This window comes from Mucilaginibacter sediminis, assembly GCF_051903035.1.
Taxonomy (GTDB): Bacteria; Bacteroidota; Bacteroidia; order Sphingobacteriales; family Sphingobacteriaceae; genus Mucilaginibacter.
In genome coordinates, this window is record NZ_CP170602.1 from 1859119 (window position 1) to 1882070 (window position 22952).

Sequence of the window (22952 nt, forward strand, 5' to 3'; positions counted from 1 at the left end):
GGTCCCGGCTTCACAATAGTAAAACCACTTGAAATGATGAAACAGGCTTAGCTTTATTTAAAGCTAAGCATAACATCCCCTCTATTGCTATGAGCTGCCTTAATCCATAATAAATGGTCCGTTTTATCGTAATACCAGCCAGCGATACTATTTAATTCATCGGGACGGCTCACTGCTTTTAAAATCTCCTTATTTTCAATTACCATGGATGGCTCCTTATCGCTACTCCAATGTATTTTAGCCAGGTAACCATGTGGCGCGGGGGTGTAACTGCCCACAGGTTTTTTAATATTCAACTCCCAGCCCCCGGTAACATTTGCTACCGTAATTTGAGTGATCGCTTTTTCGCCTTGCTGATATTTCAGGCTGATACCATCATCTTCATACAGTTTAAATTCGGATGCCTGGTCCGGAAAAATATCCAGAGTAATCACATCCACGGGTTTTTCACCCATATATTTCATAGCCGGTTGCATAGGGATAATACTGCCTGCTTTTACAAATAGCGGCAACTGGTCGGCGGGTGTTAATATATGGATATATTGTTTTCCGTTATATTTTTTACCCGTCCAATAGTTAAACCAAACACCGGCTGGTAAATACACCGTACGTGTTTGAGCTCCCTTTACAGTTACGGGGCAAACCATCATGTTATCACCAAATAAATATTGATCGGCTATATTATACGTATTCGGATCATCCTGGTACTCCAGTACAAGAGCACGCATCAGCGGCATACCTGTTTGGTATTGTTTATAGGCATTGCTATAAATATAAGGGATCAGCCGGTATCGCAAATCATCATATTTTTTAAAGTTGGCCAAAGCTTCTGCCCCATAATTCCATGGCTCTTTATAACCCGGGTGATCCATGCCGAATACCATAGCAACCGGGCTAAACATACCAAACTGCACCCAACGCATATATAACTCCGGATCGGCAGCATGCTCAAAACCGCCCATACAATGCGCCCAGTACCCTACGCCCGACAAGCCAATATTTAACCCGGCTTTAATAACCGGTGCAAAATACTGCCATTCGCTCGGCCAGTCGCCGGCAAAAATGTATGGATAACGCTGTATGCCCGAGTATCCCTCGCGGGTCTGGTTCAAGCCGCGAATGCCATTATATTCCTGGAACTTTAAATATGGGGCTTTGGCATAAGCTATAGGGAAAACATTATGCAATTGCGCAACCTCTTTACCGGTAGGCCCCACCTTTTCACTTTCATTTGCCAATGAACCAAAGGCGCTGCCTTCATCGGTTTTCAGGAATTTGGCGCCTATGGAAGCTACTTTCATTACCCCGTTATCCCACCACCAGCTGGTAGCCTGCTGATCAAAAAAATTCACAAACTCGCCCGGCTTGCCGTTTTCGGGGTAGGTAAAACCTTTGGCCTGCGCCTGGTCGAGCAGATTCAGGTTTTTGGCATTATCAAACCGTGGGCGAATGTGCAATCCTACCATTTTAAAGTTCATGGCGTACAGGCTATCGAACATGGCTTTGGGGTTTTTAAATGTTTCGCGCCATTCAAAGGTTGTAGCGCCCTTGCCCCCGTTTTTACCAAACAACCGCCAGGTAGAATCCAGGAACAGGATATCAACCTGGATCCCCATTTCGCGCATCTTGCGTGCAAGCTCAATCACATATTTATCAGATGTAAGTTCCTCATGTCCCCAGGTGCCGCCGCTATAGGTTCCCATATGCAACCCGAAGGCAAAGCGCGGCAATAAAGGTGATTTGCCGGTTATTGACAGGTAGCTGTTTAATATGACCGGGAAAGCCGGGCCATAAATAAAGTAATAATCCAGCTCACCATCATTGGCTTTAAAGCTGTATTCTTCATCACTTTTGCTGCCCATGTCCCATGCTGTGGCCGATGAATTATGCAGATAAATACCATAGCCGCGGGTGCTCATAAAAAACGGCACCGGGCAATAGTTTGCTTCGTTGATGTTATAGGCGCCCAGCAAATTATCTTTGTTTTTGCCCCTGCCCACATTTAAATTTACCAGTTTGTTACGCTGATCTGTAAAATCCATACGCTCACCAAAGCCGAAAAAGTGTTCATTGGGCATCAATTGCTTGATACACATCACCGTATCGCCCATATGATGCATACCACCACTTTTTGGTACATATTCAGATGATAACATTACGCCTTTAGCATCGGATACATTGATAATAAAAGGCGATTTAATAACCGTAATAATTAACGCAGATGTTTGAATAACGTAAGCCGATTTTGCATCAGTTATCTTATAATTTACTGCAGGCCAGTTATAGTTTTCCTGCATTAAATGCTCATCAGCCAAAAAATTATGGCTCCAGCTTGCCCTTACCCTAAACATGGACGGTGAACAAAACTCAATTTGGACATCGCCATTAACATTTTTAAAATACAGCGTATTGCCTTGCTTTTTATATCCCGACTTATTACTGCCAATACCCGTTTGCGCAAATGCGTTTAAGGTGAACATTAAAACAAGCACAAGAAACAGCGTAACCTTCCTCATTATTTACTCAATTTATAAACTTCGCTGCCTGCCAGCAGAAAACAGCCCAAACCATAATCTTCAAAATCGGGCACGCTGTTATAAGTTACCGGTTGCCCGTCTTTAGGTTGCTTGCCGGTTCCCTGCACAAAACCCAGCATACCATCTGTATGTAAACTCTCTGCCGACATAGCATTCCAGGCTTTGGTTACTATAGGTAAATAGGTTTTCTTTTTGAGGATGCCATGGTTGATGCCCCAGGCCATACCATAGGCAAACAGCGCTGTACCTGTTAATTCCTTGCCGCCAAAATTGGTAGAGTCTTTTAAGCTCACATTCCAGTAACCATCCGCACGTTGCAGCGGTACCAGGGCTTCAATCATTTCTTTATAAACATTTAAATATTCATCGCGATGCGGGGCTTTTTTGGGCATTACCTCCAAAACGCGTAACATGGCCGCCAATACCCAGCCATTACCGCGCGACCAGTAACAATCGGCGCCATTGGGCTCTTTGTAAGGGGTTACAAAATCCTTATCCCGCCACCAAAGATGATCGGCAGTGTTGTACAGGCCCTTGCCGCCATGCACTGTTTTGGTATAGTTATAAATGGCGAACATCTTTTCATAATACTTATCGTCCTGGTAAACCGCGCCAAGCCTGGCATATACCGGCATGGCCATTTGCAGCGCATCAACCCAGCTCCAGTCATCCTGTTTTTCGCTATTGACCATCAGGTCGATACTTTGCTTTATTTTCTCTATACGTTCCGGCTTTTTATCTATCAGGTACAGGTCTATATATGTCTGGCCGCAGCATTGGTTATCGGCGTTCCGGGTATCAACGGCACCACGCGGCGCCCATTGGTGTTTTTCGCCCCAGTCAACCGCGTAATCATAATATTTTTTTTGCGGATCTATTTTGTACATCGCCATCAAACCCTCGTAATAAACCGCTCTTGTCCACAGGTTACTGGTTCGGGTAACACCTTTTACGGTAACAGAAGCACCTGCATCCGGCCATTTTTGCATAAAATAGTTGTTAGCCAAAGTCATATCGGCCAATACTTTACTTTTTGATGGCAGCTGGGCGTGTACAGCGCCCGCCGTAACCATGATTGCACCTGTGCACAGTATCATTTTCAGTTTTGCAAATAGTTTATTCATATTGTAGGTTTTGATGTATTTCTATTCATTTAATTCACAGGTTATTATCTCCGGCTTTTTTTAAGGCATTTTTTTAAGTCCTTCCCATCTTACTTTCCACTTCCCATCTTTTGGGAAACCCGGATTAGCGATAGTTGAACCATCCCAGCCGGCACACATCATGGCTACAGCAGCCAGCAATCCGCCGTTGCCTGGCAGGTAGAGGCGTAAGCGCCCATCCTGGTAATTATGACCGTTGGGCAGGTAAGTATTGGTTTTTATGGGCATAAATAAGGCCTCCATGGCTTTTTCGGGCATATTTAAGCGGGCAGCAGTCATGGCTGTCATCGGGAAATCCCAGCCCCAGGTATCTTTCCAGTCCCATACATTCCATACCAGGTCAAAAGTTTTCTTCATTATTAGGGTATCCAGCTTATTGTTATAAGGCAGCATACCATAGGCCGCTAATACCGCCGGATGATCCGTTTTCAATTTCGGATTGGTATAAGCATCGGGCGAGCTCTCCGCAGCAAGGTAAACGCCATCCTTTTGGGGTAGCTCTGCCAGTTTCTTCAGGATGAGCGCATATTTTTTATCGGGTTGCATGCCCAAACGCTTGCGCCATTCCTGGGCGGTTGTAAGCGCCCAGCGCCAGTATTGCAGCTCATAAGTTGGGTTAAACGTGTCTTCGGGTTTATAACGTTCCTGTGCCAGTATAATGCCCTTGCCTAAATTATAACGATCATGCTCTTTATCGTAAGTGGGGAACGAGGCCATAAAATCGGCATCGGCTAATACCAGGTCTTTGTATTTATTTAGGGTTTGTTTATTGGAATGTGCGCGGTAATCCAGCTCGGCAAAATAAATAAAATGCGGCTGCTGCCAGATCAGGAACGCGCCTACCGATGACGGGCTTTCATTACCATCAGGATCAGTCATTTTTTGCCAGCGAACGCCATCGTAACCCTGCCGCTTAGCTATAGCACGTGCGTTAACTTTAACATGATGGTACCAGGCCATGCTGTTTTCCAGCAGCTGCTCCCGTCCCCAAAGCGCAAAGTGAATACCATGCCACCAGTGCATTTCAAGGTGGGGTTTACCATACCAGCTATTATAGGTGAGCCCGGTTTCCTGAGGCGGTTGATGGCCCGAGCATTGTATTTTGGTAAGGTATTGGGATAGCACCACCCGCCGTTCCAGTTCATTGGCCCGTGGGTCTGTACTGCCGCTAAAATCAACCGCGCCGCCGCTTTGCCAAAAAGCCCTCCATTGCTGTATGTTGTTTGCCTGCGTTTGAGTAAAGCCCGGTAAAACCGCTGCGGTTTTGCGTGGGGTAAACAAACAGGTAAACGTTAACAGATTTGTTTTGCCCTGCGGGGATAACACAAACTGATGAACGGCGGTATTTTTAACGGCTGCAGATCCCTGCCAATCCAGGCGCACAAAATATTGGTTAGTATCTAAACGATGAATAATGGAGGCCTGATGCCGACCTGATGAAATGACAGTTGAATAATGTTTTTCAGGGTTTTTCCGGTTATCGCCATAGTCAGTAAATTGATTGGTAGGAAACGGAAAACGCAGCCTTACTTTTAGCCTGCCCTGGCTCAATAATTTAGATTGAACTTTTACTGCCACCAAATCCTGCCCCTGGTGGACATAGGTTTGTACGCTTACTGCTTCGCCGTCAAAAGTAAAAGTACTGTTGATGGCGCCCGTCCAGAGATCGAGTTCCTGGCGAATGTTTTGAATTTCATTGATGTTTGCTTCGGTTCCATTCTCATGCAATAGTATAAAACCAAGATTGCCCAGTTGTAAGCGATGCACATTTTCGCGGAACCAGTTAGCTGCATCCCTACTGCGCCCGGGCTGGTTCCATTGCACCGCGTACGTAACTTTACGGCCATTGAGGGTATAGGTTTTTAATGTTTCATCAAACTTATAACCCATGGTATCCTTGAAGCTATGCCAACCCCACTCTGATTGTGTACCCAGCGGAATGCCTTTATCATAATGTTCGGGGAAGGTTTGCAGACCGGTAGCATCAACCGTAAAAGCAAAACGACCATTACCAACCGACAGCGATGATAAGGTATCTGTACCCTTATTGATCACATTGTGCCTTTGCACCAATGCCTTGCGGTTTATTGGGATTTGCGCCTTTATAATAACCGGCCAGGCACAGGCAAAAATTGCAAAATATACAGGCAGTAGTTTCTTCATCTCTCCTTCTTATTCTTTAAGTTTTCCTCAGAAGCTGTGGGTTAAACCCTTTATTTTTAATGTAGAGACGCATAATTGCAGCTCCCGTATGCAAATCGACCCTGAAAATCCCGAATATCCTGCGAGAGACGCAATTATGCGTCTCTACAATGGTTACAACCGCGGCATTACTTTAAATATTTATTAAGGGCCAGTTTATTGAATGACCTGATCCCCTGGACTACAAATTTTGCATTTAGCTGCGCGCCGGGCTCAAGCGTGTGGGTAGCATCGGTACCAAAATAGACCGATTTTACTTTTGCCTCACCCTCTTCATCATAGTCATCGGCTATCATTTTATTCAGATCGACGAAATAAGTACCGGTTTGCTCACCTAACTCCCTGGCCCATTGCCCGTAACTGTTATCATCGTTGCGACCGGCCGATTTGCCATCCTTCCAAACATTGCGCGGTATTGGCGAACAAATAATTGGCGTTGCGCCTTTGGCCTTTATATCGGTAATATATTTGCGCATATACCAGCCGTAAGTGTGTACCACCTCCTGTATTTTCCTTTTCGGGTTGTAAATTTCCTGCTGCTCGTTGCCAATACCCTTAATGGTTCCGCGTGCCCGGGCGGTGTCATCCAATGCACCGGCGTCGTTATGGCCAAATTGCATAATTACAAAGTCGCCGGGTTTTACTTTTGCCAGTACCTTATCCCATAGCCCAAGCGTTTGAAATGTGCGGCTGCTGCTTCCGCCCAGTGCATCGTTTTCAACCGATATCCGGGTTGTATCAAAATAAGGAGCTATATAGTTGCCCCATCCCCACAAACCGCCATCACCTTTTCCTTTACCATTCTTCACGGTTGAATCGCCGATGAGGTAAAAGGTTGGTTTATCAGCTGGTTTTATCAGCATAAAAGACGATAGCAAGATCATGCCTATCAGCAATAAGCTTAAACCTGCATTTTTACGCATTAAATTTTTCATAATAGCTTACCAGTTAGTTTTTAAGATATTTATTTAAAGGATTCTTCGGATCGGCCCGGATGCCTTCGGCAACAGATTCGGCATTTACAGTGGCACCTGCTTTATTGGTATGGGTATGATCGCCGGGAAAGAATTTTTTTACCGAATCGGCGCCCCATTGGTCATATTTATCAGCGGTAAGCCGGTTCATATCAATGAAAATAGCCCCTTCCTGCTGCGCTACCTCCCGTGCCCATTTGCCATAATCATTATCAGCACGAATCACTTTACCATCACGAAACTCATTACGCGGAATCATCGACAAGACCATTGGCGTAGCGCCTTTAGCTTTGGTTTCCCTTATAAATTTGCGAAAATACCAGCCGTAGGTGTGTACAGTTTCTTTTACCCCATTGGGCCAGGTAAGCTCTGCTGTTTCCTCGCCTGTACCTTTTAGTACACCGCGGTATCCTTTTTTTGTAGTATCGGGTTGGCTGCCTTCATTATGGCCGAATACCATCATCACATAATCGCCGGGCTTTAACAGGGAATCTACCTTGTTCCACCTGCCCTCTTTTATAAAAGTACGCGTGCTGCGACCGGCCATTGCATGGTTCTCGATATTGATCTTCGACAGGTTAAAATAGTTTGGAATGATACTGCCCCAACCCCATGTTTCCTTATCGCTGTTGTGGGTTGTAGAGTCCCCGATGAGGTACAATGTTGGCTTTTGCTGATTAACAAACGCCAGGCCCGCGAAAGCTATCATTAACAAGATAAAAAGGGATTTTAGTGCTTTTACCATGATATAACTATTTAATTTGCAAATATTTAGCCGGCCTAAGGGTAACCGGCCCAACCAAACCAGATGGCTTTGGCTGCCAGTTTATTGCGGTAAAAAGCCCATCCTGGCCTTTGGACCCGGAGCTATGTGACTGAAAATTAGTATTATAGAAGATCCTGTAGGGGATATTCTTTTTATCCATATCTATAATGCGGTTCACCATCAGGTTGGCTACTTTTACCTGTAACTGATTGATCAACCTTAACTGTCCTGAAGAAATGGTAATTATATATGGCGCACCTATCAGCGTTGCCAACTTTTTGCCGTTAAGGTAAACTTCGGCACTTTCATGTACCTTACCTAAATCCAGCTGCCAGGCTACCGCATTTTGTGCAGGTTTTTTGAATGTGATTGAATAACTCCCTGTTCCCGAAAACGCCTTAAATTCATCCCCCCCTAAAGCCGTCCATGATTTAAGCTCACTGGTTTTTACCGGTTGCGGCAAGGTTGGGCCGCCCTGGGTAAATGTGAGCGCCCATATGCCATTTACATTTACCGGTTTACCGGCAAGCTGGTAATATTTATAATTTGCGATATTAACTTTTGAAGGTAACATTTGCAAAATGCAGCTTTGCCCGGGCTGTAGTTGCAGGTAAACACCGGTTTGGCCTTTGCCTTGTTTCCGGTTGCTGGCCAGGCCGTAACTTTTGGTCATCGGATCAAATACCACTACCGACGCTGCACTAACTGATAACCTTACCCAGCCATCAATCGCTTTATCGCTATTATTGGCGATAAAATAGCTGTTGCCGTTTTTGTAGGTTCTGCGTACAAATTGAAGTCCATCATCGGTCATACTTTCCCTGTTAATTCCCGCGGCATCCAGCAAAGGGGGGATATCATCGGCAATTAAAAACCTGCCTTTGCCTATCGTAGCTATTTTAACACCATTGGCCCCCGGGGTAAAGTTTAACCCGGTCAGTAAATCCTTAAATGCTTTTTCCCGCTCATTTAAACGGGCATATCCAGGCACATCTAACAGCAGGTTCTTATACACCACCACTGTTGCTCCTGCCTTTGCCAGATCCATTATTTTATGGAATGTTTCCTGCGGGATATACCTGCAATCGGGCAGCAGAATGGTTTTGTAACTGATTCCACCGGTAGCTATGCGGGCGCCCGTGGCTTGCAGCGCAATTATCTGTTTATCTGATATAAAATCAAAAGTGTAGCCCTTTTTCAGCATCTCCTGGGTTGAGTTTTCGAAACCGGTACCGCTAAAATCGGGTTTCATGGCATCATAATGCTTCAGTAAACCTTTTTCGCCTGGTTCCGAAAAACTATCAAACAAGGGATAATAAACCAGCACATCATTATCAGGCTTGCCCTGTTGCAAAAACGACTGGCAATTGGTTATGTATTGGTTAAGGGTCGAAAAGTCGTTCCAGAACGGATTGGTCTGGTTAAAATGTACTTCGGCATAAAACAACCAACCCGGCCAGGGGGCATCCTTTGGCGAATAGCTGATACCATGATAAAAAATATGGTTAACACCACCTACAAAATATTTATCAATAGCCTGTTTAACATCGCCTAATGACGACAAAAAATGATCATTAAGCCAGGTTGCCGACTCAGATGAAGCCAGCGGTTTACCTGTAACGTGTGCCGCCGAGGTAGCAAACTTGAATCGCAGGATATCATTCCCCTCGGTTTCGGGAATATCAATAGCCGCGTAAAGATCCAGTATATTGGATGGCGAACCGTGCGATTGATTACGGATTAAAGCGCCTTTTGATTTACCCCATTCGTGCCAGGGTTTGGTAAAATTATCAAGCAACAAATCGGATATGGTTTCACGGTAATCGCACAATATCCTGTTATCGTTCTCTTTGTCGCCACTGCCGAATAAGGCCGGTAAATGATCCCGAAGATCGTAGCCACGGCGCTTAATAAACTCGTCAAAAAACTGTGGGGTAAAATTTGATTGCCCGCGGGCGTCGTCAACCTCGTACGAGTCGTTAAAAAACGCGCGGATAGCACTTACATCCTGGCCTTTGAATGCCTGGTTAAACTTATCCAGGTAATGATCAAGCGCCGGTTTCGAAAAATGGTCAATCACATAGCCCTCGCCACCCGGGGCGGCCCGCTCCACCATTTTACCGTGCCAACCCATAAAAAGCGCATATAGCTTCCAGTTACCGGCGGGTGCGGTCCAGTTAAGTTTGCCATCGGCCTCAACTTTATCGGTCAGGTTAAGGGCCTGCCCTTTGCCATCATAGGCCATTAAAACGGTGAGTGGTATGCGTTTTTCAAACCGCACCTGGTCAAGCGCCATCAATTGCAGGTTTTTATTAGCGCTGATGGGCTCAACCAGGTCGGTGATCTTTGGCGCCTGGCCGTCTGCGCGTACCAGGGGTTGTTGTACAAACACCACAGGTTCATTTAATTTATCCCCGCCCTTCAGGTCATAATTTTTCCAGAAGAGTTCCTTACTCGCGTCCCGATCTGTTACCCAGGGGCCTCCAAAGGGCCAGCCTGTGGCGTTAGCCAGGTCAATACCCATATCCAAACGTTTAGCCTCCTGCAGTGTATATTTCAGCATATCAACCCATTGGGGCGACAAATACGGTATAAACTCACGCTCGTGTCCTTTAACGCCGTAAATGGGTGTTATTTCCATTCCGCCTAAACCGGCGTCATGGTAGCTTTGCATATTCCAGGCCAGGTCCTTTTTATTTACATCGCTGCCTTGCCACCACCAGCGGGCCCAGGGTTTGGTTTGCCTGGTAATAACAGGCCACGTTACCTGGGCTGTTGCCTCCTCGGCACTTATTAAAAGCACTAAAACGGCAGCTATTTTGAAGTTTTTGTTGAATACCGACATGTAGATTTTTTTATTTGTGTTTGGCAATTTCAACCGCATAAACGCCCTCATGACCTTCAAAATTGGCCCGGAAGATAACCCATTTTTCATCGGGCGAAAAATGCACATTAGGTTCCAGGTGATAGTTGTGATTTTTCATATTAACCAGTTTCTCCGATTTAAAACGATCTCCATTGGGTTTAAAAAGGTAAATCCACATGCCATCGGGCGCTTTGGCTACCTGCCCGGCATTACCGCCATCACCTGCAAATGTTTGCTCATCCCTGGTAACGTTGAAATGGATTGACCATTCGTTACGGTCCATCTGGTAAACGCGGTCTTCCTTACCCGTATTCATGTTGATGCCCGCCAGGAAAAATGTTTGCCCTTTAGGTTTTTGCAGATCAAACCACTCGGTATTACCAAGCGGCGAAAAAAACTCATGCCCTGCAATTTCATTTACCATGGTACGCTTATGCAATAGTTTATTTTCGCCGGTTTTTATATTGATGTTCCAAATCCTGTCTACCTTCTCCCATGGCCCTTCATGACAGTACGACAAATTATCTGGATCTGTGGGCGAGAAAAGCAGGTGATTAGTCCATTCGTTCTCCTGGTGTATTTGTTTTAATAATTTGTGCTTAACATCAAGCACATATAGCGTACGCTGGATATGCGCATCATAAATCCGGTTAAAAAAATCATGTTTTTCGGGATATTTGGCCAGTATTTCACGCTCCTGCTCACCGGTGGCTTTAACACAGGCCATAAAAGTTCCATCGGCATTTACGGTTCCTACCCTGCCTTTAAAGTCTGGGGCAAAAGCATAAATAAACCTGGTTTTATGAGTATTTACATTTACGGCAAATATACTGTCGCCGCTTTGGTAAAATGCCTCACGGGTTTTAGCGCAAACCATCTCGCCCGATACCTTTTCGCAGCTGGTTAACTGGTCGGTCTTTAACGTTTTCAGGTTGACGGTAAACAGTTGCTGACCCTTATCCGTTTTGCCGTAAAACACCATCAAATCACCTTCGTTCTTTTCCTGGAGAACAAAGGGATTATTGTTAAAATAAAAACTCCCGTTATCATTTTCGCGGTTTACCAGCCGAACAACCTTATGCCCGGTTTCTTTATCAATCCATTGGGCCGGCATGGGTTTTACGCCCCCTGTTTCTATTAAATCCTGAGCTTTTAGGGTAAAAAAGCTTACCTGTAAAAGGGCAAAAGTTATCAAAGCCAGTTTTTTGCTTATTATCATTATTAAGATTTTAATTAGTTTCCGTCGGGTTTTATGGTGCTGTTTTTGGGGCTGGCTGGCAGGTTGAAAGTATCGGCAGGGTCGGGATGCGATGGATCATAAGGCGGTGCGTCAATAATATACTTCTCAATACCCAGGTGATTGCCCTTGATCCCCTCGATAACACATTTGGCAATTTCATAAGCTCCATAGCTGTTAAAGTGGGTATTATCTGCCAGGTCTTTGGGCTGGTTGGGGAACGAGTTGGCCGGATACCACACAAAAGCCTTTTTAGAACCTTCATTGCCAAGGGCCTCATAAAGTTTAGCCGTCATGGCGTTAAGATCTATCAGCGGTACATTTTGCTCTTTGGCAACCCTCCTTGCAGCATCCGGGTAATCGCCCAGCGTATTCACAACTTTACTGCTATCATTAAAAGCGCGGCGACTGGTGGAAGTTACAATAACCGGGATGGCATTTTTATCCCGTATTTTACTGATGAACAGCTTTAGGCGATCTGTATATGATTTATAGGCGCCATCTTCGGGACCTTTTTCTTTCTGATCATTATGCCCAAACTCGATAAAAAGATAATCCCCCGGCTTAATGATACTCAATATTTTATCCAAACGGTGGCCGTTTAAAAAGCTGCCCAGGGAAAGTCCCGATTCTGCATGATCAGCAATGGCTACCCCAGGTTTAAAAAACCTGGTGATCATTTGCCCCCATGAGCACCAGGGCTCGTCATCCTGGTCAACCACGGTGGAGTTTCCAGCCAGGTAAACAGTTACCTGATCATCCACCTTTTCTATTTCAAGCGCATCAATACATGGCAGGGTATCATTAAATTCAAGGCTGAGCTTATCATCCCAGTCATATTTTCCAAATTCGCGGGGTTTAAGGGATACCTTACCGCCTGTGCCGATATCCGGCTTACGTATATTTACTATGAAGCTTACTCGTTTTATATTGCCTTTACTGGTTGTAACTTTTTCCAGCATTAGCCTGCGCGATTCTGCACGTACGGTTATATTACTGTTACCCTTAGTGTCGCCCAATAGCAGTGTTACTTTATAATTGCCTTCGGGTACGTTTACCGAAAAATAGAAAGGTTTATCGCTGGTTACGTAATCACCTGTAAGCAATTTCCGGGGATTGCGGACCACTGCTGTTACTTTTGAGTCAAAATCAAACCCATAACCTTTATTGTCATCAAATTGAACATCCGAGCCTATCTTTTGATAGCCATCGGCTGCCTTGCCGCTGCCAAAATCAAATTTAAAACTGGTTTTAGCTGCCTGTGCCAAAAGTGTTGCAGGTAAGGTAAACCACAGCAAAAAACAAAAGCAGGGCAATAAGATCTTGCGAGTCGACTTTATCATGATGAATATTAATTTACCTGGTTATCTGGTTGCCCAAAATTGGGGCATGGTTTATAATAGATAAAGTTATACCATGGATACACAAACAGCGTCCTGCACTGTCCTGAATGAAGATACTGTTTGTGTAACAAATTCATTGCCTGTTCAAACTCATTAAGAATGATTCAAATGCTTTATGTACCGATTGGATAACCCTTTCATTTTTTAACACACATCAATGCTTATTCATTTTCTGTTGCCCAATTTTGGGGCATGAAAACAGAAACATTAGCGTATTTACCCGGAACTGACGTTGCAGAAAATTATACCGGCAATTTTTCCGAACTAAAAATTGCTATTGCCGGTATTTCTATAAGCCTGTTTATGATGAACCTCGACACAAGTATTGTGAGCGCAGGATTGCCAACAATGATTAAAAGCTTAAAAACCACTTTTGCTTCGGCACAATGGTTTGTGCTGGCTTACCTGCTTGTACTTACCGCTCTAATTACAGCCGCAGGACGGCTTGGCGACATTATAGGTAAAAAGAAATTATACCTGGCGGGTATTGTTATATTTACCATAGCATCTTTGCTCTGCGGTATATCTAATAGTGCAGCATTATTTATCTTATTCCGAGGGTTACAAGGTTTGGGGGCAGCCTTAATATTGGCCTTGAGTATGGCCATAGCAACGGAACTCACACCTAAAAAAATGTTGGGCAAAACAATGGGGGTTTTATCAACCATAACAGCCCTGGGTATTGCAGGCGGACCAACAATTGGCGGCATATTGCTTTCAACTTTCGGGTGGCAATCTATGTTTTTAGTAAACATACCTTTTGGAATTGTGGCTTATGGATTGGGCTATAAATACATAAACAGCCCTACTATTAAAAAACGTATGCCTATTGATAAGGTTGGAATAATTTTATTGGCAGCAACCTTATCATCCTACTGTTTTGGCATGACCATGATTGAAAAAAGCGGTTTTGGCAATACTACTGTTTTAACGTTATTGGCAGTTACTATTATTGGCTTAGTTGTATTTATTCGGTTTGAGAAAAGAATAGCGCATCCTTTAATAAACGTCGCCATTTTTAAAAACAGGCTTATTAGCAAAAACCTGTTTACTACAGTGCTTGTTTATACCGTAATTATTACAACAGTAATATTGCCACCGTTTTATCTTTTAAAAGCAGCTAATTACAGCCTGATACAGGTTGGGCTAATTATGTCATTCGGCCCTTTATTAACTGTTGCACTTAGTATTTACGCAGGCAAAATTGCCGACAGGTATGGTGCAAAAAATGTGATGTTTTGCGCAGTAATTACCATCGCCATTGGATGCTTTTGCATGAGCACAATTACCCCGGCCGATAATATTGTAGGTTATCTTTGGCGGATAGGAATTATCGCGCTGGGATTGAATTTTTTTAAAACCCCTAACAACACGGTTGTAATGGAAATAGCACCAGCAGACCAACGCGGGCTACTAAGTGGCTTTTTATCGCTGTCGCGGATTTTAGGGCAAATAACCGGAACAACAGTAATGGGCGTTATCTTCGCGGTGTTGTCGGGAGTGTCTGGCACTTCAAAAATTGGCAGCTCGCCGCAGGCAATAACCTATGGCTTTCATGTAGTGTTTTTGATAAACGCATTTATAGCATCGTTTGCGGCATTATTGATCTATCCGAAGTTCTTGAAACAAAATGCATAATTTTAATAAGTAATAAATTCGATTGAATGTTTATGAAAGAAACCTTAGCCAGGTACATCCAGAAAAAAGTTAAAATTAGTGATGAAGATTTGCAATTTATTCTTTCGCATTTTAAGCCCCGTACGGTTAAAAAGAAAGAAATTTTATTGCATGAAGGAGATTTGTCAAACAGGATGTATTTTGTTGTAAAAGGCTGTCTGCGAATCTATTTTATTAAAGACGTTGGTACAGAAGTTACCCGAAGAATCATATTTGAAAATGATGCATCATCGTCAATGGTGTCTTTTATCACCCAAAATAGATCAAAGGAATACATTGAAGCAGTAATGGACTCCGAACTGTTATATATGGATAGAAAGGATTTTTACCACCTGGTAGAAACTTTGCCTATATGGGAAAAATTTTATCGCCATCAGCTGGAATACGCTTATGTAATTAACACCAACAGGTTAATGAGTTTTATTACTAACGATGCTACCGAACGCTATTTATTATTGCTCAAAGAAAACCCCGAAATAATAAAACGGTTACCCAACAGGCTGGTGGCTAACTATTTGAATATTACACAAGAAGGATTAAGCAGGTTAAAATCAAAATTATAGAATGGCCCGGGCAACAAGCTGGTTAAAAAAGCTACCCTTTCACAGAGCAGTTTACAGCCTTAATGGTACAATCACCAGCCCTATGGTCCTTTATTAAAATAATTATGGCAAATAAAAAACCTCTTTTAGGGGGGTACTTACCGGTGAATTATCGGGATTGCTTTCCATAATATCGCCCATATAAGCCCACCATTTTTGCATAACGGCTTCTGCTGGTAAATTATCCAGTAAGGTCTTGTCGGCTACTTTTAAAACGCCAATCAGGCTGTTGGTTTCCTCATCCAGGAAGATAGCATAATCGCTTATTCCCGTATCTTTTAACAGCGCCGATAATTCGGGCCATATTTCATCATGGCGTTTTTTGTACTCCTGTTCAAAGCCCGGAAAAAGCTTCATTTTAAATGCTACGCGATCCATAGGTAAATGTTAAAAGGTTAAATACGGCAATTGGTTACTGATATTTGATTCGTCCAAAAATCGCATATATATTTAAACGACGCTGTATGTTTTGCCAAAATAACATTTCTTTTCGCAGTTAACAATCCTGTAGCATCATGATTAACTGGCGAAAAGTTTTAACTTTAGCTCGGTTAAACTTGCTTTTAAGTTTATAGCCGGCACAGGATTTAATGATGAGGTATGAAGTCTTCGCGATTATTGGATTATATATATATTGACTATTATTCATCCACACCCAAATACATACAATTAGCCAACTCGATTATTAAAAGTGTACGCGAAGGGAAACTGGTTATTAATGAAACACTACCCTCCATTAACGAGCTGAACCTCAATTTTGAAATATCGCGGGATACTGCCGAAAAAGCCTATAAACACTTAAAGTCAATTGGCTTGCTTGGCTCCGTACCGGGTAAGGGATATTATATAAAAAACACCGAGGCCGGCCAGCAATATAAAGTGTTTTTAATATTCAATAAGTTAAGCACCCATAAAAAGCTGGTATATGATGCCATTGTTGATGGTCTTGGTCATGAGGCCGCTATCGACTTTTATATATACAATAACGATTTTGAGTTTTTTAAAAAGCTAATCCAAAACAATAGTAATGATTATACGCACTACGTAATTTTACCGCACTTTATGGATGGTGGCGAAAATGTACATGATATCATCAATACCTTACCCAAAGACAAGCTGATAATACTCGACAAACTTGTGCCAGGTGTAAAAGGCGACTTCGCCGCGGTATACGAAAATTTTGAAAAAGATATTTTTCATGCCCTGGAGCAGGCGTTGCCGCAGCTAAGCAAGTACCATACGTTAAAGATCATATTTCCCGAATACACCTATTTTCCGGGTGAGATATTAAAAGGTTTCTTTACCTTCTGTATCCAGTACGCCTTTACCTATAAAGTTGTTCATGATATACATGGAGAGCCTATAAACGAAGGCGAGGTTTTTATAAACCTAATGGAGAATGACCTGGTTGTTTTGATTGAACGGATGCTATCGACAAAATTGCAGATAGGTAAAGATGTTGGTGTGATATCGTATAACGAAACCCCGCTAAAAAAAATTATACTAAACGGCTTAACCACCATATCAACAGATTTTGAAAAAATGGGAGAAATGACTGCCGACGTTATAAAAAACGGGTATACAGGCAGGTATGAGGTGCCATTTTATTTAACCTTAAGATCATCATTATAAGCCTGTACCACGACAAGTATTATAATGATTTCCGGATAATGATCTTAAATTCATTTTTGATAACAGCTGCTTTATTTTGGAGCATGAGCTCTGCAGTTTTCCGGCCCATTTCTTCAAAGTCGGTAGATATTACGGTGATATCCAGCAGTTCTTTAAATACAGTTTCGTTGAAGGATATAATGCCTATATCTTTCCCTAATTTGTTGCCGGTGATCCTGACAGCTTTAATCAGGTCGGCTAAATCATCCTCGGCAAGTACAATATATACAGTTGCTTTTTTTAGCTCATCCAGTTTAACTGACGAAACAACTTCAAATTTCTTTTGGTTCTCTTCACAAAACTGGGCGATACCATCTTTTATCTCAGGCGGATGGTGGCGGTTGAAAGGGAAAATAACTGCTACTCGTTCATATTTTGCTAAATGATAGGTAACTTCATTTAACGCACCATAAATATCGTTTCTGAAGTCCTGGAATACTGCAGAAACATTGTTTAATTGGGGGAGGTACTTATCAACCAATATCAGTTGGCCGGCCGGGATTCTTTTTAAAATATTTAAGTATTCCAGCTCGTTAGCATTGTCAAAAAAGTGCGGCATCACCAGGTAGTAATGGTAATTACCCAAATTAGCTTCTATACTCTCTTCAAGCAAAGCAGGATTGTAGTGGTGAATATGAAGATCGACCCTGCCTTTGTCGCCCAGGGTTTGCACTATAGCATCATACACGTTTTTTTTATAAGAGCTCAGTTTGTTGAACAACAATAAAACCTTCATCCTTACATCGGGCTTACCAATTACAAAATACCCTTTTCCCGAAACTGAATGGATATATCCCTCCTGTTTTAGAATGATATAGGCTTTTTCAATAGTATCCCTTGATACCCCATATTGTTTGCTATAAAGGTTTATGGATAACAGTTGTTCATTTTTTCGGTAAACGCCTTTATCTATATCTTTTTTAATGGAATTGGCCGTTTGTTGCACCAGGGACTTTACCCTATAATTATTTATTTGTTTTGTTCCCATTAGGTTTAGCTGATATCAGGTTAATGATTTACAACAATAGGAAAATTAACTCATACCTCATCATTCCGCGGTAAACCCTATATCGTGGTATTTTCAGGGTAAGGCCATTTGTTGTGATAGTGCAAGGTAAAGCAAGGTTTTTTTGTTCACCGCTTTAACCACGCGTATTAATTCTTATTTTCGCCCATCTTATATGTCTATGTCAGAATCTATCTCCACCCCTGTCCAACCCAACCTCGTAGAAATCGTCTCCAAATACATCCTGCTCGAAGTAAGCCGAAAAGCGCTTAAAGGTAAGTGCCCCTTCCACAAAGATCAGGCTACGTCATTAATGGTTTACGAAGAAAAAAATATGTTTCAATGTTTCGGCTGTGGCAAAGGCGGCGGCCCGATAGAATTTGTGATGGCAATTGAAAATAAATCGCGCGAAGACGCAATCGGGCTTATCGCCCAGGCAAAATAAAGTAGTACGGCATCGGGGGTTATAGTCAAAATCTTCGATTTGTCAGCAATTGCGTAAAAGTGGTAATTAGTTGCACAAAAATTGAAACTAATTGAACTTTTTTGCTGTCTTTTTGACTTCATTTTGAGTATTTGTGTACTGTTTTCGTGGCAATTTCGGGGCACACGAAAATTAAATGGCAGCAATTTATTTTACCGTCTTTTCACCGGGATAATAACGGGCGTGTTATCTCATTTCCATTTAAATGTTATAATGTAAGTTTTTTCTTGGATAAGTAAAAATTTATGGCCTAATTTGCACCCAAATTAAAAACACAGTAACACCTCAAAAAAAATGAATCAACCAAGCTTAAATAAGCCCGCAACAAGAGCAACATTTGCTCCCATTGCCGCTGCTTTGGGTTCAACTGTTTTTTTATCCTGCCCTTCCCGACGAAGGCCCTATATGCCAAGGGTTTGAATTAATTTCCCGTACTAAACCCCGCAAAAGAGTTGTTAAACTTCTTTGTAAAAAAGCCATCTAATTATTAAGGCGATGAAAAGCCAATTAATTTAACGGTAATTATCTATTTAAATGACCATACAAGATTTTGATATTCAGGTTGCTACAGCTCAGCATGTAGATTATGCCACAATGATTTGCGATGAAATGGCCGAATCGGCCAAGGCACGCGGAACGGGTATTGCGCAACGGTCGCCAGAATATGTTGCCAACAAAATGCTGGAAGGCAAAGCAGTTATCGCCTTACGTAAAGACGGTACGTGGGCCGGCTTCTGCTACATTGAAACCTGGAGCCACGGGGATTTTGTAGCCAACTCGGGGCTAATTGTTAACCCTAACTTCCGCAAAGTGGGTTTGGCAAAGGCCATTAAGCATGCTATTTTCCAGCTTTCGCGTAAAAAATATCCCGAAGCCAAAATATTCGGGCTAACCACAGGCCTGGCGGTAATGAAAATAAACTCAGAAATTGGATACGAGCCTGTAACCTACTCTGAGCTTACCCAGGACGAAAACTTTTGGGCCGGCTGCAAAAGCTGCGTTAATTACGATATCCTGATGAGCAAAGGCCGCAAAAACTGCATGTGCACCGCCATGCTGTTCGATCCCGCCGAAAAAATGAAGCAGGACGAAGAAAAAATGAAACGCATTACGCATAAGGCCACATTATTGGAGAGAATAGAAAATGCGATTAAGAAACGAATTGGTCATGAATAGGTAAAAGGTGAAAGGTTAAGGGCGAAAGGTAGAACCATCGGTCAAGGGCGAAGGGTAGAAAAGAAGAATTAAATGAGGGATTATAAAAAGTTAGATGTTTGGAAAAAATCACATTTGCTTACGAAGCAGGTGTATGCTGACATTTTACCTATAATGCCTATGGAAGAACGTTTTGCTTTAACCAACCAATTGCGCAGATCAACATACTCCATTCCTTTGAATATTGTAGAAGGTTGTGGAAAAAATACGGATCGTGATTTTGTCCATTATCTTGACAATGCCTTAGGATCTGCGCATGAAGTAGAATATACTTGTTACCTGATTTATGACCTGGGATTTATATCAAAAGAAATTTATGAAAATACTAATACAGCAATAAACGAGATAAAAGCCATGTTAATTGGCTTCATAAAATTTTTACGGGGCGAAAACCTTTAACCTTTCGCCTTTAACCTTTTACCTCTAAAAAGAATGAAAAAGAAAGTAGTATTAGCATACAGCGGCGGATTAGACACCTCATTTTGCTGTATATATTTAACACAGGACCTTGGTTATGAAGTTCACTCGGTAATTGTAAATACTGGTGGCTTTAGCGACGAGGAACTAAAAGGGGTTGAAGAACGCGCTTATAAAATGGGCGTTACATCGCACCATGTGGTTGATGAAACTAAAAACTTTTACGATACCTGTGTTCGTTTTTTGATTTATGGTAACGTTTTAAAAAACAACACTTACCCCCTTTCGGTAAGTGCCGAGCGTGTTAGCCAGGCTACTGCCATTGCTAACTACGCCAAAGAAATTGGCGCTGAATTTGTTGCCCACGGCAGCACCGGTGCAGGTAATGACCAGGTACGTTTCGATATGATTTTCAATATCCTGGTTCCCGAAGTTAAGATCATCACTCCTATCCGCGATTTAAAATTAAGCCGCGAAGAGGAAATTCAATACCTGAAAGATCATGGAGTGGAAATGAACTTCGAGAAAGCCAAGTATTCAATTAACAAAGGCATTTGGGGAACATCTGTAGGTGGTAAAGAAACTTTAACATCTAACTTAGGTTTACCAGAAGAAGCATGGCCAACCCAGGTAACCGAATCTGAGGTAAAGGATCTTGTTCTTACCTTCGACAAAGGTGAATTAGTTGGTATTAACGATGAAAAATATGATCATCCAACCAAAGCAATCCAGGCTTTGCAGGCCATAGCTCAGCCATATGGCATTGGCAGGGATATTCACGTTGGCGATACCATTATTGGTATTAAAGGCCGGGTAGGCTTTGAGGCTGCAGCACCAATGGTAATTATAAAGGCTCACCATACTTTAGAGAAACACGTGCTAACCAAATGGCAGCTATCCTGGAAAGACCAGCTTTCTGCTTTCTACGGTAACTGGCTGCATGAAGGGCAGTTCCATGATCCTATTATGCGCAATATGGAGGCTTTTTTAGCCGATACACAGTTAAATGTAAGTGGCAAAGTATTTGTACAATTACACCCATATCGTTTCCAGGTTATCGGTATCGAGTCTGATCATGATTTGATGTCGAATAAATTTGGTAGCTACGGTGAAATGAATAACTCCTGGAGTGGCGAAGACGTTAAAGGTTTCTCGAAAATTTTTGGTAATCAGGTAATGATCTATCACAAAGTAAATGCCCCCCAGCCCCCTGAAGGGGGAGCGAAAATTGCTCAAGACTAATCATGGGAGATAAAGAAAATACCAACGCTATTCCTACTCCCCCTTTAGGGGGCAGGGGGACTCCTTTTTCAAAAGGAGAATGCCTGAAGCATTATAACTGGGGCGATGACTGCCACGGCTGGACTTTTATTGATACCGAGGCATTATCTGTAAAACAGGAGCTAATGCCGCCAGACACGGCTGAACAATTACATTACCATGAAAAGGCAACTCAATTGTTCTTTATTTTGAAAGGGCGGGCAACTTTCTCCATTGATGGAGAAACAACCGTTTTAAAGCCGGAACAAGGCATCGAAATATTACCGGGGCAAAAACATTTCATCAGTAATAACGACCGGAGTGACCTGGAGTTTATTTTATATTCATATCCATCAACAAATAATGACAGGATCAATGTTGCCCCCTAACCCCCTGAAGGGGGAATAATAATTGATATTATGACTGATAATTTAAAAGATATAACAAATAGTTCAACTCCCCCTTCAGGGGGTCGAGGGGCTATACGTGCAGGCATTATTGGCGGTGCGGGATATACCGGCGGCGAAATGTTGCGTATCCTCATTAACCACCCTAACGTTGATATTGCATTTGTACATAGCAACAGCAATGCCGGCAATTATATCTACGAGGTACATACCGATTTGTTTGGCGATTCCGACCTGAAATTCGTAGCCGAGTTTAATACTGATATTGATGTATTATTCCTTTGTGTAGGCCATGGCGATGCTAAAAAGTTTTTGGATGCGAATGAGATTCCAGACGAAGTAAAGATTATTGACCTTAGCCAGGACTTTCGTTTAAATCAAAATTCAAAATTAAAAAGTAAAAACTTCACATACGGTTTGCCTGAGTTAAACAGGGAAACCATTAAAACAGCAGAAAATATAGCCAACCCGGGTTGTTTTGCTACTTGTTTGCAATTGGGATTATTGCCCCTTGCATCAAAAGGATTGTTAGACAACGAAGTACACATTACCGCAACTACTGGTTCAACAGGCGCAGGCCAAAGCCTGGCAGCTACTTCGCACTTTACATGGCGAAATGATAACTTATCTGTTTACAAGGTATTTAATCACCAGCATTTGAATGAGATAGGCCAATCTTTAAAGCAGCTACAGTCTGGTTTCGATAAAGCCATCCATTTTGTACCTTACCGCGGCGACTTTACACGTGGCATTATCGCATCAATATACACAGAAAACGATTTAAGCGAAGACGAAGCTTTAGCGCTCTATCAAAACTATTACGAGGGGCATCCATTTACCCACGTTACCAACAGGAATATCGATTTAAAGCAAATTGTAAACACCAACAAATGCTTTATTCAGGTACAAAAACATGGCAATAAAATATTCATTGTCAGCATTATGGATAATTTACTTAAGGGTGCCTCGGGCCAGGCAGTACAAAACATGAACTTAATGTTCGGGCTGGACGAGCGCGCAGGGCTACGACTTAAGGCGACTGCGTTTTAAGCTGAAAGCTTAAAG

General features: G+C 42.6%; 19 protein-coding genes. 9 read left to right on the top strand and 10 right to left on the bottom strand.

What is annotated here, in order from left to right:
• Positions 1-53: 53 nt before the first annotated feature.
• From ACFGVS_RS07220 to ACFGVS_RS07255, 8 genes are all read right to left on the bottom strand, one after another.
• Positions 54-2516, bottom strand: coding sequence for a glycoside hydrolase family 31 protein (locus tag ACFGVS_RS07220; RefSeq protein ID WP_439698060.1), 2463 nt, complete (start codon positions 2514-2516; stop codon positions 54-56).
• Positions 2516-3661, bottom strand: coding sequence for a glycoside hydrolase family 88/105 protein (locus ACFGVS_RS07225; RefSeq protein ID WP_439698061.1), 1146 nt, complete (start codon positions 3659-3661; stop codon positions 2516-2518). The genes ACFGVS_RS07220 and ACFGVS_RS07225 overlap by 1 nt, the downstream gene beginning before the upstream one ends.
• Positions 3662-3721: 60 nt before the next feature.
• Positions 3722-5863: a hypothetical protein gene (locus ACFGVS_RS07230; RefSeq protein ID WP_439698062.1), complete on the bottom strand. Its 2142-nt coding sequence runs from the start codon at positions 5861-5863 to the stop codon at positions 3722-3724.
• Between the two features lie 167 nt (positions 5864-6030).
• On the bottom strand, positions 6031-6837 hold the full coding sequence (locus tag ACFGVS_RS07235; protein ID WP_439698063.1) for a rhamnogalacturonan acetylesterase: 807 nt from the start codon (positions 6835-6837) through the stop codon (positions 6031-6033).
• A gap of 13 nt (positions 6838-6850) precedes the next feature.
• On the bottom strand, positions 6851-7621 hold the full coding sequence (locus ACFGVS_RS07240) for a rhamnogalacturonan acetylesterase (protein WP_439698064.1): 771 nt from the start codon (positions 7619-7621) through the stop codon (positions 6851-6853).
• A gap of 7 nt (positions 7622-7628) precedes the next feature.
• Positions 7629-10487 carry a glycosyl hydrolase gene (locus tag ACFGVS_RS07245; RefSeq protein ID WP_439698065.1) on the bottom strand — a complete coding sequence of 953 codons (2859 nt, stop codon included), beginning with the start codon at positions 10485-10487 and terminating at the stop codon, positions 7629-7631.
• Between the two features lie 10 nt (positions 10488-10497).
• Complete coding sequence (locus ACFGVS_RS07250; protein ID WP_439698066.1) at positions 10498-11727, bottom strand: oligogalacturonate lyase family protein; 1230 nt, start codon at positions 11725-11727, stop codon at positions 10498-10500.
• 14 nt (positions 11728-11741) lie between these two features.
• On the bottom strand, positions 11742-13088 hold the full coding sequence (locus ACFGVS_RS07255; protein ID WP_439698067.1) for a rhamnogalacturonan acetylesterase: 1347 nt from the start codon (positions 13086-13088) through the stop codon (positions 11742-11744).
• Positions 13089-13340: 252 nt separating this feature from the next.
• Between ACFGVS_RS07255 and ACFGVS_RS07260 the strand changes: the two genes are divergently transcribed.
• Together ACFGVS_RS07260 and ACFGVS_RS07265 are read left to right on the top strand one after the other, a co-directional pair.
• Positions 13341-14786, top strand: coding sequence for an MFS transporter (locus tag ACFGVS_RS07260; protein ID WP_439698068.1), 1446 nt, complete (start codon positions 13341-13343; stop codon positions 14784-14786).
• Between the two features lie 32 nt (positions 14787-14818).
• Complete coding sequence (locus tag ACFGVS_RS07265; protein ID WP_090648007.1) at positions 14819-15388, top strand: Crp/Fnr family transcriptional regulator; 570 nt, start codon at positions 14819-14821, stop codon at positions 15386-15388.
• A 102-nt stretch (positions 15389-15490) separates the two neighbouring features.
• Here ACFGVS_RS07265 and rhaM read toward each other — a convergent pair whose 3' ends face one another.
• On the bottom strand, positions 15491-15805 hold the full coding sequence (gene rhaM, locus ACFGVS_RS07270; protein WP_439698069.1) for an L-rhamnose mutarotase: 315 nt from the start codon (positions 15803-15805) through the stop codon (positions 15491-15493).
• 222 nt (positions 15806-16027) lie between these two features.
• On the opposite strand from rhaM, the gene ACFGVS_RS07275 reads away from it, so the two are divergent.
• The gene (locus ACFGVS_RS07275) at positions 16028-17059 is read left to right on the top strand and encodes a GntR family transcriptional regulator (RefSeq protein WP_439698070.1); all 1032 of its coding nucleotides are present in this window, start codon (positions 16028-16030) and stop codon (positions 17057-17059) included.
• A gap of 19 nt (positions 17060-17078) precedes the next feature.
• Here the strand turns inward: ACFGVS_RS07275 and ACFGVS_RS07280 are convergent, their stop codons facing one another.
• Complete coding sequence (locus ACFGVS_RS07280; protein WP_439698071.1) at positions 17079-18086, bottom strand: GntR family transcriptional regulator; 1008 nt, start codon at positions 18084-18086, stop codon at positions 17079-17081.
• Positions 18087-18285: 199 nt separating this feature from the next.
• On the opposite strand from ACFGVS_RS07280, the gene ACFGVS_RS07285 reads away from it, so the two are divergent.
• The 6 genes from ACFGVS_RS07285 (at position 18286) to argC (ending at position 22937) form a co-directional block, all read left to right on the top strand.
• On the top strand, positions 18286-18549 hold the full coding sequence (locus tag ACFGVS_RS07285; RefSeq protein WP_177183788.1) for a CHC2 zinc finger domain-containing protein: 264 nt from the start codon (positions 18286-18288) through the stop codon (positions 18547-18549).
• A gap of 573 nt (positions 18550-19122) precedes the next feature.
• Complete coding sequence (locus tag ACFGVS_RS07290; RefSeq protein ID WP_439698072.1) at positions 19123-19764, top strand: GNAT family N-acetyltransferase; 642 nt, start codon at positions 19123-19125, stop codon at positions 19762-19764.
• A gap of 72 nt (positions 19765-19836) precedes the next feature.
• Positions 19837-20202: a four helix bundle protein gene (locus ACFGVS_RS07295; protein ID WP_439698073.1), complete on the top strand. Its 366-nt coding sequence runs from the start codon at positions 19837-19839 to the stop codon at positions 20200-20202.
• 33 nt (positions 20203-20235) lie between these two features.
• The gene (gene argG / locus ACFGVS_RS07300; protein ID WP_439698074.1) at positions 20236-21462 is read left to right on the top strand and encodes an argininosuccinate synthase; all 1227 of its coding nucleotides are present in this window, start codon (positions 20236-20238) and stop codon (positions 21460-21462) included.
• A gap of 2 nt (positions 21463-21464) precedes the next feature.
• Positions 21465-21869 (top strand): cupin domain-containing protein, encoded by a 405-nt coding sequence (locus ACFGVS_RS07305; protein WP_439698075.1) that lies wholly within the window; start codon positions 21465-21467, stop codon positions 21867-21869.
• A 30-nt stretch (positions 21870-21899) separates the two neighbouring features.
• Positions 21900-22937, top strand: coding sequence for an N-acetyl-gamma-glutamyl-phosphate reductase (gene argC, locus ACFGVS_RS07310; RefSeq protein WP_439698076.1), 1038 nt, complete (start codon positions 21900-21902; stop codon positions 22935-22937).
• Positions 22938-22952: the final 15 nt, after the last annotated feature.

Bases quoted from the DNA above. Each gene is read 5' to 3' on its own strand.
- ACFGVS_RS07220 (WP_439698060.1), bottom strand. From the start codon at position 2,516: ATGAGGAAGGTTACGCTGTTTCTTGTGCTTGTTTTAATGTTCACCTTA.
- ACFGVS_RS07225 (WP_439698061.1), bottom strand. From the start codon at position 3,661: ATGAATAAACTATTTGCAAAACTGAAAATGATACTGTGCACAGGTGCA.
- ACFGVS_RS07230 (WP_439698062.1), bottom strand. From the start codon at position 5,863: ATGAAGAAACTACTGCCTGTATATTTTGCAATTTTTGCCTGTGCCTGG.
- ACFGVS_RS07235 (WP_439698063.1), bottom strand. From the start codon at position 6,837: ATGAAAAATTTAATGCGTAAAAATGCAGGTTTAAGCTTATTGCTGATA.
- ACFGVS_RS07240 (WP_439698064.1), bottom strand. From the start codon at position 7,621: ATGGTAAAAGCACTAAAATCCCTTTTTATCTTGTTAATGATAGCTTTC.
- ACFGVS_RS07245 (WP_439698065.1), bottom strand. From the start codon at position 10,487: ATGTCGGTATTCAACAAAAACTTCAAAATAGCTGCCGTTTTAGTGCTT.
- ACFGVS_RS07250 (WP_439698066.1), bottom strand. From the start codon at position 11,727: ATGATAATAAGCAAAAAACTGGCTTTGATAACTTTTGCCCTTTTACAG.
- ACFGVS_RS07255 (WP_439698067.1), bottom strand. From the start codon at position 13,088: ATGATAAAGTCGACTCGCAAGATCTTATTGCCCTGCTTTTGTTTTTTG.
- ACFGVS_RS07260 (WP_439698068.1), top strand. From the start codon at position 13,341: ATGAAAACAGAAACATTAGCGTATTTACCCGGAACTGACGTTGCAGAA.
- ACFGVS_RS07265 (WP_090648007.1), top strand. From the start codon at position 14,819: ATGAAAGAAACCTTAGCCAGGTACATCCAGAAAAAAGTTAAAATTAGT.
- rhaM (WP_439698069.1), bottom strand. From the start codon at position 15,805: ATGGATCGCGTAGCATTTAAAATGAAGCTTTTTCCGGGCTTTGAACAG.
- ACFGVS_RS07275 (WP_439698070.1), top strand. From the start codon at position 16,028: ATGAAGTCTTCGCGATTATTGGATTATATATATATTGACTATTATTCA.
- ACFGVS_RS07280 (WP_439698071.1), bottom strand. From the start codon at position 18,086: ATGGGAACAAAACAAATAAATAATTATAGGGTAAAGTCCCTGGTGCAA.
- ACFGVS_RS07285 (WP_177183788.1), top strand. From the start codon at position 18,286: ATGTCAGAATCTATCTCCACCCCTGTCCAACCCAACCTCGTAGAAATC.
- ACFGVS_RS07290 (WP_439698072.1), top strand. From the start codon at position 19,123: ATGACCATACAAGATTTTGATATTCAGGTTGCTACAGCTCAGCATGTA.
- ACFGVS_RS07295 (WP_439698073.1), top strand. From the start codon at position 19,837: ATGAGGGATTATAAAAAGTTAGATGTTTGGAAAAAATCACATTTGCTT.
- argG (WP_439698074.1), top strand. From the start codon at position 20,236: ATGAAAAAGAAAGTAGTATTAGCATACAGCGGCGGATTAGACACCTCA.
- ACFGVS_RS07305 (WP_439698075.1), top strand. From the start codon at position 21,465: ATGGGAGATAAAGAAAATACCAACGCTATTCCTACTCCCCCTTTAGGG.
- argC (WP_439698076.1), top strand. From the start codon at position 21,900: ATGACTGATAATTTAAAAGATATAACAAATAGTTCAACTCCCCCTTCA.